General features: G+C 63.5%; 11 protein-coding genes. 8 read left to right on the forward strand and 3 right to left on the reverse strand.

Going from position 1 to position 13,394, the window contains the following annotated elements; all coding sequences use genetic code 11:
• The first annotated feature begins 19 nt into the window (after positions 1–19).
• Together speB and argC are read left to right on the forward strand one after the other, a co-directional pair.
• Positions 20–1,027, forward strand: coding sequence for an agmatinase (gene speB, locus LB516_RS03680; RefSeq protein WP_224718961.1), 1,008 nt, complete (start codon positions 20–22; stop codon positions 1,025–1,027).
• Positions 1,028–1,057: 30 nt separating this feature from the next.
• On the forward strand, positions 1,058–1,984 hold the full coding sequence (gene argC / locus LB516_RS03685; RefSeq protein ID WP_140717534.1) for an N-acetyl-gamma-glutamyl-phosphate reductase: 927 nt from the start codon (positions 1,058–1,060) through the stop codon (positions 1,982–1,984).
• A 308-nt stretch (positions 1,985–2,292) separates the two neighbouring features.
• On the opposite strand, the gene LB516_RS03695 is transcribed toward argC, so the two are convergent.
• Entirely contained in the window at positions 2,293–3,384 is a 1,092-nt protein-coding gene (locus LB516_RS03695; protein ID WP_224718962.1) for a COX15/CtaA family protein, read from the reverse strand.
• 153 nt (positions 3,385–3,537) lie between these two features.
• On the opposite strand from LB516_RS03695, the gene LB516_RS03700 reads away from it, so the two are divergent.
• Complete coding sequence (locus LB516_RS03700; RefSeq protein ID WP_015318215.1) at positions 3,538–3,753, forward strand: DUF2842 domain-containing protein; 216 nt, start codon at positions 3,538–3,540, stop codon at positions 3,751–3,753.
• A gap of 23 nt (positions 3,754–3,776) precedes the next feature.
• Here LB516_RS03700 and LB516_RS03705 read toward each other — a convergent pair whose 3' ends face one another.
• Positions 3,777–4,835, reverse strand: a complete 1,059-nt coding sequence (locus LB516_RS03705) for a polysaccharide deacetylase family protein (protein WP_224718963.1) — start codon at positions 4,833–4,835, stop codon at positions 3,777–3,779.
• Between the two features lie 89 nt (positions 4,836–4,924).
• Here LB516_RS03705 and LB516_RS03710 point away from each other — a divergent pair, with 89 nt between their 5' ends.
• A complete protein-coding gene (locus tag LB516_RS03710; RefSeq protein WP_224718964.1) occupies positions 4,925–6,154 on the forward strand; it encodes a GNAT family N-acetyltransferase in 1,230 nt (409 codons plus the stop codon).
• 80 nt (positions 6,155–6,234) lie between these two features.
• Here the strand turns inward: LB516_RS03710 and LB516_RS03715 are convergent, their stop codons facing one another.
• Positions 6,235–8,535 carry a GumC family protein gene (locus LB516_RS03715; protein ID WP_224718965.1) on the reverse strand — a complete coding sequence of 767 codons (2,301 nt, stop codon included), beginning with the start codon at positions 8,533–8,535 and terminating at the stop codon, positions 6,235–6,237.
• A 253-nt stretch (positions 8,536–8,788) separates the two neighbouring features.
• Between LB516_RS03715 and LB516_RS03720 the strand changes: the two genes are divergently transcribed.
• The 4 genes from LB516_RS03720 to LB516_RS03735 all read left to right on the forward strand — a co-directional run bounded on the left by LB516_RS03720 (position 8,789) and on the right by LB516_RS03735 (position 13,383).
• Entirely contained in the window at positions 8,789–9,352 is a 564-nt protein-coding gene (locus tag LB516_RS03720) for a polysaccharide biosynthesis/export family protein (protein WP_041163468.1), read from the forward strand.
• Positions 9,353–9,362: 10 nt separating this feature from the next.
• Positions 9,363–10,493: a glycosyltransferase gene (locus tag LB516_RS03725; RefSeq protein ID WP_140617041.1), complete on the forward strand. Its 1,131-nt coding sequence runs from the start codon at positions 9,363–9,365 to the stop codon at positions 10,491–10,493.
• Positions 10,494–10,579: 86 nt separating this feature from the next.
• Complete coding sequence (locus LB516_RS03730; protein ID WP_140617042.1) at positions 10,580–12,115, forward strand: undecaprenyl-phosphate glucose phosphotransferase; 1,536 nt, start codon at positions 10,580–10,582, stop codon at positions 12,113–12,115.
• Positions 12,112–13,383, forward strand: a complete 1,272-nt coding sequence (locus tag LB516_RS03735) for an O-antigen ligase family protein (protein ID WP_224718966.1) — start codon at positions 12,112–12,114, stop codon at positions 13,381–13,383. The genes LB516_RS03730 and LB516_RS03735 overlap by 4 nt, the downstream gene beginning before the upstream one ends.
• Positions 13,384–13,394 lie beyond the last annotated feature (11 nt).

The following is a 13,394-nucleotide window of genomic DNA, read 5'->3' on the forward strand; positions in this document are numbered from 1 at the left end:
ATGAAAACGAGGACCCGTAATGGCGACCAACACCATCGACCATGCCTTCACCGCCCGCTCCAAAACGGGTGGTGCCCTCGAGCCGACCTACTCCGGCGCGCTGTCTTTCATGCGGCGCAAATACACCAAGGACGTGAAGGGCGCGGATGCGGTGGTGTGGGGCATTCCCTTCGACGCCGCCGTCACTAACCGACCGGGCGCCCGGTTTGGGCCGCAGGCGATCCGCCGCGCCTCCGCGATCCTCGACAACGACCCGCAATACCCGTTCTCGCGCGATCTGTTCGAACACCTTGCCGTGGTCGATTATGGCGATTGCCTGCTCGATTCGGGCAACCATCAGAAGACGCCCGGCACGATCGAGCGCGAGGCGGCCAAGATCCTGAAATCGGGCGCCTTCCTGCTGACGCTTGGTGGCGACCATTTCGTCACCTGGCCGCTGCTCAAGGCGCACGCCGCCATCCACGGACCGCTGGCCTTGGTGCAGTTCGACGCCCATCAGGACACATGGCCCGATGACGGCAAGCGCATCGACCATGGTTCCTTCGTCGGCCGCGCGGTCAAGGAAGGCATCATCGATCCCGATCGCTCGATCCAGATCGGCATTCGCACCCATGCGCCCGACACATTCGGCATCAAGATTCTCCATGGTCATGAAATCGAGGAAATGCGCGCCTCCGACATCGCCTACGCGATCGTCGATCGCACCGGTGGCAAGAAGACCTATCTGACCTTCGACATCGACTGCCTGGATCCGGCCTATGCGCCGGGAACCGGCACGCCGGTTTCGGGTGGCCCGTCGTCGGCGAAGATCCTGTCGACGCTGCGCCAGCTGAACCAGGTCGATATTGTCGGGGCCGATGTCGTGGAGGTTGCGCCGGCCTACGATCACGCCGATATAACGGCGATCGCCGGCTCGATGGTGGCCATGCAATATCTCGGCCTGCTGGCCGAGCGAAAGGCCCGGATCGAGGAGCTGAACAACGGCAACCACAATGGCGCCACGGTCAATCATGGCAACGGCATATAGTTTCGAGATATCAGGGAACTTGATCAGGCAATGAAACCGAAAATCTTCATCGATGGCGAGCACGGCACCACCGGCCTCCAGATCCGGGCGCTGCTTGCCGAGCGCGGCGATCTGGAGATCATTTCCATCCCGGTCGAGCGCCGCAAGGAAACGGCCGCGCGCGCCGAATTCCTCAACGCCGCCGATATCGCGATCCTATGCCTGCCCGACGATGCGGCCAAGGAAAGCGTCTCGCTGATCGCCAACGAAACCACCAAGGTCATCGATGCGTCGACCGCGCATCGCGTGGCCGAAGGCTGGGAGTATGGCTTCGCCGAACTGGACAAGGAGCAGGCGAAAAAGATCGCCACGGCCAAGCGCGTCGCCAATCCCGGCTGCTGGCCGCAGGGGCCGATCGCAACGCTCAGGCCACTGGTCACCGCAGGCCTGCTGCCGGCCAGCTTCCCGATCGCGGTCAACGGCATTACGGGCTATTCGGGCGGCGGGCGGCCGATGATCGAGGACTACGTCGCCAAGGGCGAGGACGCTTCGGAGTTCCTGCCCTATGGCCTGACCCTGCAGCACAAGCACGTGCCGGAATTGAAGGCCTATGCGAAGCTGTCGCATGATCCGATCATGCAGCCGGCGGTGGGCAATTTCGCGCAAGGCATGATTACGGTGGTGCCGTTGCAGCTCGGTGGCCTCGACCGCGTGCCGACGGGTGCCGAACTTCACGCCGCCATTGCGGACCATTTCGCCGCGATCCAAGGCGGCGTGGTCGAGGTGGCGCCCTATACGCATCTGGAACGCGTGCCTGACATCGATCCGGAGATCTACAACGGCACCAACCGCATGAAGGTCTATGTCTTTGCCAACGACAGCAGAGCCCAGGCGCTGCTGCTGGCGGTCTACGACAATCTCGGCAAGGGCGCTTCGGGTGCGGCGGTCCAGAACATGGACCTGATGCTCGGTCTCTGATGGATGCACCAGCCTTTCCAGCGCGCTGGAAGGTCAGCGAACCGGAACTCATGGCCGAGACCTTTTCGAGCGGCATCTGGAAGGTGCGGATCGAGGACGGCTCCCCAGACCGCCAGGTGCATATCGCCGTCGCCCAGGCCAGGCTCGATGCGCTCAAGGCCGCTGACAGGGTTGCCAAGGCAAATCAGGACCAGGCGGCCAGGCCGACCAGGACAAATCGGCACCATCCGCCGCCGCACTGCGTCAGGCTGAATTCGACGGCGAGAAGACGACCCAGTCGAACGAATTCTGGATGTGATCGGCTGCACTCAACGTCCGACGGCAATCTCGTTGGGTAAGGGATAGGCGCCCTTGGTGCCGCGCCAATGCGCGGCGGCAAAGCCCAGCACGACGAGCGCGAAAGCCTGATGGGTCAGCGCCATGTGCAGGGGCACCTGCATCAGCAGCGTACCAATACCGATCGAAGCCTGCACCAGCACCAGCATGAACAACAGTGTCGCGCGTCGCGCATGCGTTGAGCCCGGCAGACGCAGACGCGTGGCGATCATGTGCCAGAGCGCGACGGCGAAGACCGTATAGGCGCCAAGCCGATGGATGAACTGCACCGTTTTCGGACTTTCGAAGAAATTGCGCCACGCCGGCTCGAGGACGAGCAGATCGCCGGGGATGATCCGGCCGTCCATCAGCGGCCAGGTGTTGTAGCTCATGCCGGCGTCGAGACCGGCAACCAGGCCGCCGAGATAGATCTGGACCAGCGCCAGAAGCACGATGAAACCAGCCAGCCGCTGCGTCGAGCGATCGGCCGCGGGTTCGGAATGCGGCGCAAGGCCACGCGCGACGACCATGGTCGCGGTAAAGATAAGTGCCGCCAGCGTGAGATGCGTCGCCAGCCTGTACTGGCTCACCGACACGCGGTCGACCAGGCCGGACGCCACCATCCACCAGCCGATGGCCCCCTGCAGGCCGCCGAGAAGCAGAATGCCGACCAGTTTCGGCCCAAGGCCGCGCTCGATGCGATGCGTCGCCCAGAAGACCAGCAGCGGCAAGGCAAAGACCAGGCCGACGCTGCGCGCCAGCAGGCGATGCGCCCATTCCCACCAGAAGATCGACTTGAACGCCTCGACGCTCATGCCCTTGTTGAGTTCGGCGTATTGCGGGATCTGTTGATAGCGCTGGAATTCCTCCTGCCACTCGGCGTCGTTGAGCGGCGGGACGACGCCATGGATCGGCTGCCATTCGGTGATCGAAAGGCCGGATTCGGTCAACCGCGTGGCGCCGCCAACCAGCACCAGCGCGAACAGCACCAGGAGCACGACGTAGAGCCAGCCGCGCACGAGTGCCCGGTTGTGCAGGTCGCGGTCGCGGGCCTGATAGGGCGCGGCGGCGGTGATGGCGGCCATGGATATGTCCCGGCAGGTTGAATGTCGCGGATTGGTGAACCATCGCACTCCTGCTGGCAAGGCCGCGCAGCGCGGCACGCCGTCGCGCCCGGTGTCGTGGGTTGCGCGTGCCTTGCGTTCGGCCTAAGCGGTAGCCATCAACGAGGCCAAGACATGCCCATTCGCCTGAAAAAACTGATCGGAATGTTCCTGCTGTTGGCGCTGGTCATCATCTACGCGCTGGTCGCCTCGATCTTCGCCGTCGCCCGCCTGTCGGAATCAGGCGCACTGGTGCAATTCCTGTTCTTCCTCGTCAGCGGCCTGCTCTGGGTGCTGCCGGCAATGGGCATCATCAAATGGCTGATGCTGGAGCCGCGGACTAAGCGCTGAGCCCTGCCCGGTCACGCCGTACGTCAGACGGTAACGACCATCTTGCCGGCATTGGCGAGCGGGGTCGTCACGCCCGACAGCATGGTGCGGATGTGGGCGAGGCTCTGGTAGCGGCCATTGACCGAAATGCGCGGCAAGGCATGCAGGAAGCCGGCATGTTCGGCGCGCAGCACGCCGTGGCGGGTGGTCACGGCTGAGGCATAGCCGGCGTCGCGCGCAAAGCCCACTTCGCGGCAGCCGACGGCGCTGGCATAGCCATAGGGATAGGCGAAATGGCGCGGCTCCTCGCCAAGTCCGCTCAGCAGCATGTCCTTGACGGCGCCGATCTCGCACCGCGCATCGGCCTCGGAAAGCCGCTTCAGGTTGCTGTGGTTGATCGTGTGGGCGCCTATCGTCACCAGCGGGTGCGCGGCGACGGCGCGGATCTCATCCCAGTTCATCAGCGTGCGCAGGCGCGGGGCGTCGGCGTCGACATCATGCGACGCGGCGAGACCGCGCAGCACGCTCCGCAGGTCTTCCTCGCGGACCTCGGTGGTGAAATAGGCATGCAAGCGGGCAATGGCCTGATGTTTCCTGGCGGGGGTCCCGCAATCGATCACCGCAGGGCCGTTCGATGTGGCCAAAGTCAGGCGGTCGCATGCATTGACGATATCCTCCACCACATCCCACCAAAGGTGGGCGGAGCCATCGATCAGCCCGGGCGCCACATAGATGGTGAGCGGCGTGCCATGCTTTTCCAGCACCGGCAGGGCCTCGGTCATGTTGTCGCGATAGGCATCGTCGGCGGTGATGGTGGCGAACCGGCCGCCCTTGCCGCCTGCCTCGATACGCTCCACCGCTTCATCCATCGAAACGAAGGCATAGCCGCCCGCTTTCATGTCGGCGATCACGGCATCGAGGAAACTGGGCGCGATGTTGAGGTGCCGGTTGACGCTGTCGGGCTTTTCGGGCGTCGCCGTCACGCGATGCAGCATCAGGATGGCGCCAATGCCGCCGACAAACGGCCTGGCCAGCGGTGCGAGGCCGGTATAACGGGCGACGTTGAGCGCCAGTTTCCGGATTGCCTCCCCACCGTCGATCATTCATTCACCTTTTGCGCCTAGGCTAACCAAGCACGGAATACGCCCGAGCGCGCCCCAAATCGGGATCAATACGCCTTAAGGATTGAGGTATGGTTGACGCAACCGCGTCATTTGATGGCAAGCGGCTCGCGGCGAGCCAGACCTCGCCACGCACGCTACCCAGAAATGCCGCGGGGCCGTTAGTTTCCATTGCCGCCGCCGAGGGGCTCGCGGCATATGCGACGTTCTGTCGTTCGACGCTCTATGCTCCAGCGCAAAGTGCGGCATGGGTGTTGAATTGGGCCGCCGAGGTCAGGCCCGATCTGCTCATTGCCACGCTGGAACTGGAGGGCAAGCCGGCCTTCGCACTGGCGTTGGAGGTGGTCAAGCGCGGCCCGTTGCGGGTCGCCCAGTTCATGGGCGGCCGCCACGCCAATGGCAATTTCTGCGCCGCCGAACCGCAATGGCTGGCCAGCGGCGACCTCACGGCCATCCAGTCGATGCTCGCGGCGATCGCCAAATTCCGCCCCGATATCGATCTCATCGCGCTGGAAAGATTGCTGCCCGATCTCGACGGCATCGCCAATCCGCTGGCATCGCTCGATCACTTCGCCAGCCCCAATCTTTCGCTGGCCGTCGACCTCAGCGGCGGATTCGATGCGCTGCTGCTGCGCGCCAGCGGCAAGCGCAAACGCAAGAAGCATCGTTCGCAGACGCGCAAGTTCGAGGCTGTCGGTAGCCACCGGCGCATCGAGGCGAGCAGTGCCGACGACGTGGAGAGGCTGCTCGACGCGTTCTTCGAGATGAAGGAACAGCGCTTCCGCAAGATGGGCCTCGCCAACGTCTTCGGTGACGACCGGACACGCGCCTTCTTCCGCGGGCTGTTCAAGCAAGCACTTGCCGAGGACAAGCCTTGCTTCGTGCTGCACGGGCTGGAAGTCGCCGGCAAGCTGCGCGCCGTCACTGGAGCGAGCCGCTCGGGCAGGCGGCTGATCTGCGAGTTCGGAGCGATCGCCGAGGATGATCTTGCCCACACCAGCCCGGGCGACTTCCTGTTCTTCGACAACATCCAGGATGCCTGCCGGAGCGGGTTCGCGGTTTATGATTTCTCCGTCGGAGACGAGCCTTACAAACGGTTATGGTGCGATATCGAAACCCGGCATTTCGAAGTCCTCATCCCGCTGACGCTCAAGGGCCGTGCGCTGGGACAGGCGCTTCGGCAGGGCGCGCGGCTGAAGGCCTTTGTCAAGAACAGCCCGGCAATCTGGAAGCTCACCAAGCTGCTGCGCCGCAAGGCCGTTGGACAGACAGCGCCCGTGCCCACGGAAGACGAAAACTAGCCCCAATACGCCAACAGGATATTCGATGTGACGACGCTGGAACTCGAATAGACCTGATGGGCCTCTGAACAGCTGTTATCTCAAGCAGCCGAACGCCGCCCCGGCACCGGATTGCCTGGCGGCTCGTGGCCGAGCGGCGTCACCAGCGTCAGGTCGGGATAGCCGCTCTCGATCAGCTTGACCGCGGCCTGCGTCACCTCGTCGTCGGCCTCCAGCATGGACAAGAACACCTCGGTGGCCTCGCCGCCCAAACGGCTGATGCCTTGTGCATCGGCCGGCCCGCACTCGACCACCACCAGATCGTAGGCTGTTGTCAACGACTGCATTATGATCGGCAGCCGATCGGCGGCACGCATGGCACGGACCGGATCGGCGGTGCCGACGGGGATGACATGGCAGTCGGAATAGAGGTCGCCATGGATCACGTCGCTGAACTGCGCCTGCGACGCCAGCAGATTGGTGATGCCGGGGAAAAGCCCGCTGTCCAGCATCGGGCGCGAGGCAGCCCCTGAGGCAGTGAGGTCGAGCAGCAGGACGCGCAGTCCGGCGTCGGAAACCTCGCGCGCCACCAGGATCGCCGACGCCGCCGCTTCATCGCCCTCGGGGGAAACGAATATGGCGCGCGCGGCCCCGCTGGCGATCAGCTTCTCGGCTGCCTTCTCGACGTCGATCTCGCCGAGCACGGAGCGCGGCCGCCGAACCTCCACGGGTTCCGGCTCAACCGTGGGCTCAGGCTCTGCCAAGGGTCCAGATTTGGTCAAGGGTTCAGGCTCGACGATAGGCTCCGCTTTGGCGACGGGCTCGACCTCGGCGGCGGGCCGCGGCTGGGCCGGTGTTTCGGTGACCGTTTCGGGCCATGATACGTCGGCGGTGCGAGTGGCGCGCTCAGTGGCGACAGCCGGTTCGAGGCGGGTGGACGGCTCCTGATAGGCGGCCGGCGGCATCGTCACCTCGTCGATCGGCTCAAACCGCGCGCCCCTGGCCGGGCGCATGGCACGGCCCGAGAAAAGCTCCCGCAGCAGCGTGAACACGGCCGCCAGCAGAAGGGAAGCCGCGGCGGCAGCACCGACGATCGGCCCGACCTTGGGGAAGTATGGCTCTGCGGGGACCGAAGCCGGTGAGGCGATGCGGGCGTCGACCGGGATATAATTGCGATCCTGACGCGACGCCGCCTCGCGATAATTGGTCAGGTAGAGTTCGAGCTGCTGGCGCTTGGCGGCGGCATCGCGCTGCAGCGCGTCGAGACCGACCTGCTGCTCACCGGCCTGCGCCGAAGCAGCCTTGAGCGTGTTGACGTCGGCGACGAGCTGGCTTTCGCGCGCCTTGGCGGCATCGGCCTGCATCGCCAGGCCCTTCATGATCTTCTGGGCTTCGCTGCGGATCTGCGCGTCGAGATCGGTCAGTTGCGATTTGGCCGCGCGAACACGCGGATGATTGTCAAGCAGCGTCGTCGACAGATCGGCGATGTTGGCGCGCAGCTCGACCTGGCGCTCCCGCAAGCGCTGGATCAGATCGGAAGACAGCACTTCCGGCAGCGAATCCAGCGATCCGCCGTTCTGCAGCGCCTTGCGCACGCTCTCGGCCGTGCCTTCGGCCGCGGCCCGGTTGGCCCGCACCCGCGACAACTCGGTCGACAGCTCGGCCAATTGCTGGGTGGCCAGGGTGGAATTGTTGCCGCCCATCAGGAGGTCGGACTGCGAGCGGTAAGCCGCGACCTTGGCTTCGGCATCCCTGACCTGCTTGGACAGGTCGGCGATCTCGGGCGCCAGGAAGTCGGCGGCGGCGGTGTTCGATTCGCTCTTGGCCGCGCCCTGCCCCGCAATGTACGCGGCGGCAATGGCATCGGGGATGGCGGCCGCGAGCTTCGGATCTTCCGAGGAGAACTCGATGGCAATGATGCGAGTCTTTTCAACGCCGTAGACGTTGAGCTTCTCGCGCATCTTCTTCAGGACACGTTCATCGGCCGGAACATCCATCGGGTCGTTCTTCAGGCCAAGCAGGATCAGCACGCGACTCAGCGACGACATGTTGATCGTCTCGTCAAACTCGGGCAGTCGCGACAGGCCGAGCTTCTGCGCGACCTGCTTGAGGATCTCGTTGGACGAAATTATCTGGACCTGGGTAGCAACGCCCTGCTCGTCGAGGATCGGCTTGTCGCTGTCTGGATTGCTGCTGGCGGGCCGCGTGTAGACCGATTCTCGCGGGGCGATCTCCACCTGCGTCTGGGCCTTGTAATGGCGGGTCGCGAACGATGCAGCCACGAAGGCAAGCCCAGTCACCACCAGAACGGAGACCAGAATCCGCAGCCAGTTGCGTCCCAGGCTGGCGAAGAGCTGCCTAAGATCAACGTCGACGTCTGCGGCCGCGGATTGAACGGACATGCATCCCTACTCCGAAACTGGATCAGCATGCACCGTAAACAACTATGGTAACCCAGCCGTTAAGACCACGGTAAGCTTCCGTTAGGATTTTGCCGGGGCCGACAAAAAATCGATAAAATAGCAAAACCTTGCCTGCTAAAACGCTATTGGCGCGCTCCTTTACCGGCCATTAACCCTAACAGGATGATAACGGACCCGATCCCAGATGTTTGCTGCGACATCGCAGCGGCCAGTCGAAGGTACCTGTCCGGTCATGAAAAGCACTGCTTCCCTGTTTCGCGCACTGCTTGCCGTTTCGATGCTCGCCGGCTGTTCCAGCTACCGGCCGACGCCGGCCGCCTTCCACGAGGTCCTCGAACAGCCCTATCGCCTCGGCGCAGGCGACCGGGTCCGCGTCACTGTGTTCGAACAGGAGGGCCTGACCAACAGCTATAGCGTCGACCAGTCCGGTTATATCTCCTTCCCGCTCGTCGGCGCCATACCGGCACGGGGCCATACCGCGCAGCAGATGGAAAAGGAGATCGCCGACAAATTGCGGCAGGGCTATCTGCGCGACCCCGACGTCTCGGTCGAGATCGATCGTTACCGGCCGATCTTCGTCATGGGCGAAGTGGGCGCCGCCGGCCAGTATTCCTACGTGCCCGGCCTGACGGTGCAGAAGGCCATCGCCATTGCCGGGGGCTTCACGCCACGCGCCAACCAGGAGAGCGTCGACATCACCCGCGATATCAACGGCAAGGTGATAACTGGCCGTGTGGTCACCTCCGATCCCCTGCTGCCGGGAGATACCGTCTACGTCCGCGAACGTCTGTTCTGACAGACACCTCGTGGCGGACAAGCTCAGGATCGTCCACTGCTTTCGCTCACCCGTGGGAGGAATTTTCCGGCACGTGCGCGACCTGGCGGAAGCGCAGGTCGCCGCCGGCCACATGGTCGGCATCGTCTGCGACTCGACCACCGGCGGTGAATTCGAGGAGCATCTTTTCGGGCAGATGAAGGACATGCTGGCGCTCGGCGTTCATCGTACGCCAATGCAGCGTCACGTCGGCCCGGGCGACCTCGCCTCGGCCCGGCGCACCTACAGGATCATCAAGGAATTGCGGCCGGACGTGCTGCACGGACATGGCGCCAAGGGTGGCGCCTATGCCCGTCTGTTCGGCTCATTGTTGCGGGTATCAAGGTCTCGCGTAGCCCGCCTCTATTCGCCGCATGGCGGCTCTCTCCACTATGACGAGAACACAGCCACCGGAAAGCTGTTCTTCGCGCTCGAGTATCTCATGGCGCGCTTCACCGATTGCCTGCTGTTCGTCTCCGACTACGAGCGGCGGACCTACCGCAGGAAGGTGGGTGAACCGCCGATCCCGAACACGCTGGTCTACAATGGACTTCGCACCACCGAATTCGAGCCGGTAGCCGCCAGGGCCGATGCGGCTGATTTGCTCTATATTGGCATGATGCGGGACCTCAAGGGCCCGGATATCTTCATCGATGCCCTGGCCGCCGCCGCTCCCCGGCTCGGCCGCGCACCGAGTGCGGTGATGGTCGGCGACGGCGACGACCTGCCCCGCTACCGCGCGCAGGTGAAACGCCTCGGGCTTGAAGACAATGTCCGTTTCCTGCCGCCAATGCCGGCCCGGGAGGCCTTTGTGCTGGGGGCGCTCGTCGTCGTTCCTTCGCGCGCGGAAGCCATGCCCTATACCGTGCTGGAGGCACTTGCCGCGGCAAGACCTGTTATCGCGACCTCGGTCGGCGGCATACCGGAGATTTTCGGTTCAAGCTCCCCCGCCCTGATTCGCCCGGATCCGGCCGAGCTCGCCGACAAAATGAGCCAGGCGCTGGGCGACCTTGCCACCTATCGCCGATTGATGCCTGACGAATCCACACTCAGGGCGCGCTTCGGCGCCGACGTCATGGCCGCCGAAATCGAGAAGGCCTACTTCGCCGCGCTCGAAAGTTAGCTCGGGCCCGTCCAAAGCCACAGGTTGTTTCAAGGGTTTCTTAGCTCTCTTTTGCTAATCACCCTGGGAAGCTTGCGGACTGTTCCATGAACGAGATCGACCCCGCGCACCGCTTTTCATCAGAAGCGGTGCGTCACTTCGACGGGCCTGCCGATGGCGACAAGCCCGGCGGCATGAACGACGTTGCCCGGCAGGTCGCGTCGCAATACCGGCGCGATACGATGTCGCCGATCATGGTCAGCGGCGTGCTGCGCATGGTCGAATTCGCGGTGCTGTTCGTCTCGGGGCTCGGCGTCTATTTCTACTATGTCGGATTCTTCAATTATCTCGCCTGGCAATATCCGCTGACGATCGCCGCCGCATCGTTCCTCGCCGTGGTGCTGCTCGATGTCACCGACTGCTACCAGGTGGTGTCCCTGATGCGGCCGCTCGCCAATTTTGGGCGCATCCTGCTGGTCTGGGCCGGCACCTTCGCGCTGATGGCGCTGACGGCATTCGCCATGAAGATGTCGCAAGACTATTCGCGCCTGCTGTTCGGCACCTGGTTCGTCGTCGCCTTCATCTGCCTCTACGGTCTCAGGCTGGTGATGTCGAGGCTGATCCGGCGCTGGGCGCGCGATGGCAGCATGGAACGGCGCGCCGTCATCGTCGGCGGCGGCAAGGCGGCGGAAGTGCTCATCCGCTCGGTGGAAAAGCAGCCTTACAACGACATCCGCATCTGCGGCATCTTCGATGATCGCAACGACAAGCGTTCGCCATCCCTCGTCGCCGGTTATCCCAAGCTCGGCACGATTTCGGAACTGATCGAATTCGCCCGCATTGCCCGCATCGACATGCTGATCGTGTCGTTGCCGCTGACCGCCGAATCGCGCGTGCTGCAATTGCTGAAGAAACTGTGGGTGCTGCCGGTCGACATCCGGCTGTCGGCGCATTCCAACGCGCTGCAATTCCGTCCGCGCGCCTACTCCTACATCGGTTCAGTACCGATGCTCGACATCTTCGACAAGCCGATCAACGATTGGGATTCGGTCGCCAAGCGCGCCTTCGACATCATCTTCAGCCTCATCGGCATCGTCGTGTTCTCGCCTGTGATGCTGGCCGCCGCGATCGCCATCAAGCTCGACAGCAAGGGACCGGTGCTGTTCAAGCAGAAGCGGCATGGCTTCAACAACGAGATCATCGAGGTCTACAAGTTCCGCTCCATGTACACCGACCGGTCGGATCCGACCGCCAAGCAGACGGTGACCAAGAACGATCCGCGCGTCACCCGTGTCGGCCGCTTCATCCGCAAGACCTCTATCGACGAACTGCCGCAGTTCTTCAACTCGCTGCTGGGCTCGCTGTCGCTCATCGGTCCGCGCCCGCACGCCATTGCCGCGCAGTCGCACAACCTGCTCTACAACGAGGTGGTCGACGGCTATTTCGCGCGCCACAAGGTCAAGCCCGGGGTCACCGGCTGGGCGCAGATCAATGGCTGGCGCGGCGAGATGGACACCAATGAAAAGATCCGCATGCGGACGGAATACGACCTCTACTACATCGAGAACTGGTCGCTGCTTTTCGACCTGCGGATCCTGTTCCTGACGCCGGTACGGCTCTTGAACACGGAAAACGCCTATTGAGCGCGATCAGCCATGATCTGCCGCGCGCGGCGGTCAACGCCAAGCTGATCACGCTGATCTCCTCGAGCGCGGTCGTGCTCGGCATTCTTCTGTCGGGCTTCGTCATCAGCGAGCCGGCGCCTTACGAAATCTACATGGCCGCGCTGATCGCCATCTGGGCGCTGTTCGGCCTGAGGATATCGCGCGCGGCCATGCCGCTTCTGGTGCTGCTGGTGACGATGAACATCGGCGGCATGATTTCCATGACGCAGATGGCGGATCTCGCCAACACCCCGCTTTATCTGGCCGTGTCGCTGTTTCTCGCTTTCAGCGCGGTGTTTTTCGCATCGGTTACGGCCACGCAGCCGAACCTCTACCGGCTGATCTTCAATGCCTATGTCGTTTCGGCGGTGGCGACGTCGCTGCTTGGCATAGCGGGCTATTTCCACGCCTTCCCCGGTGCCGAAATTTTCACCAAATACGACCGCGCCGCCGGCGCCTTCCAGGACCCAAATGTGTTCGGGCCGTTCCTGGTGCTGCCCGGCATCTATCTGCTCTATTTACTGCTGACGGGCCCAGTCACGCGTATGCCGCTGCTGGCTGTGCCGCTGCTGATCATCAGCGCCGGCATTTTCTTCTCCTTCTCGCGTGGTGCCTGGGGCATGTTCGCGGTCTCGGCCATCCTGCTCACCGGCTGCCTGTTCCTGCAGAGCGCCAGCGGCATGTTCCGGCTCCGCGTGGTGATCATGACGATCGCCGCGCTGTCGCTGCTGGCCATCGCCATCATCGTCATCTTGCAGCTGCCCGGTGTGTCGGAGATGTTCTCCAACCGCGCGCATCTGGAACAGAGCTACGACACCGCACGCCTGGGCCGCTTCGCCCGCTACACGCTCGGTTTTCAGATGGCGATGGAGCACCCATTCGGCATCGGGCCGCTGGTCTTCGGCACGATCTTCGGCGAGGACACACACGACATCTGGCTGAAGATGCTGATGGACTATGGCTGGCTCGGCTTCGTCTCGTTCCTGACGCTGGTCGTCTGGACGATCTCAGCCGGATTTCGCATCCTGCTGCGCGACCGGCCGTGGCAGCCTTACCTCCTATGCGCCTACGTCGCCTTCATCGGCAATGTCGGGCTCGGCACCTTCATCGACATCGACCACTGGCGCCATATGTATCTGCTGCTCGGCTTGATCTGGGGCGCCATAGCACTCGAATATCGCCATCAGCGGCTATTGCGGCCGGTATTCTGGGTCCACCAGCCATCACATCCGCACCGGCACGATTAACGCCGAATTTC

The organism is Mesorhizobium sp. CO1-1-7 (assembly GCF_020164885.1).
In the GTDB taxonomy this organism is placed as follows: Bacteria; Pseudomonadota; Alphaproteobacteria; order Rhizobiales; family Rhizobiaceae; genus Mesorhizobium; species Mesorhizobium australicum.

Coding starts and splice junctions, on each gene's coding strand:
- argC (WP_140717534.1), top strand. CDS start 1,058: ATGAAACCGAAAATCTTCATCGATGGCGAGCACGGCACCACCGGCCTC.
- LB516_RS03700 (WP_015318215.1), top strand. CDS start 3,538: ATGCCCATTCGCCTGAAAAAACTGATCGGAATGTTCCTGCTGTTGGCG.
- LB516_RS03705 (WP_224718963.1), bottom strand. CDS start 4,835: ATGATCGACGGTGGGGAGGCAATCCGGAAACTGGCGCTCAACGTCGCC.
- LB516_RS03715 (WP_224718965.1), bottom strand. CDS start 8,535: ATGTCCGTTCAATCCGCGGCCGCAGACGTCGACGTTGATCTTAGGCAG.
- speB (WP_224718961.1), top strand. CDS start 20: ATGGCGACCAACACCATCGACCATGCCTTCACCGCCCGCTCCAAAACG.
- LB516_RS03695 (WP_224718962.1), bottom strand. CDS start 3,384: ATGGCCGCCATCACCGCCGCCGCGCCCTATCAGGCCCGCGACCGCGAC.
- LB516_RS03710 (WP_224718964.1), top strand. CDS start 4,925: ATGGTTGACGCAACCGCGTCATTTGATGGCAAGCGGCTCGCGGCGAGC.
- LB516_RS03730 (WP_140617042.1), top strand. CDS start 10,580: ATGAACGAGATCGACCCCGCGCACCGCTTTTCATCAGAAGCGGTGCGT.
- LB516_RS03720 (WP_041163468.1), top strand. CDS start 8,789: ATGAAAAGCACTGCTTCCCTGTTTCGCGCACTGCTTGCCGTTTCGATG.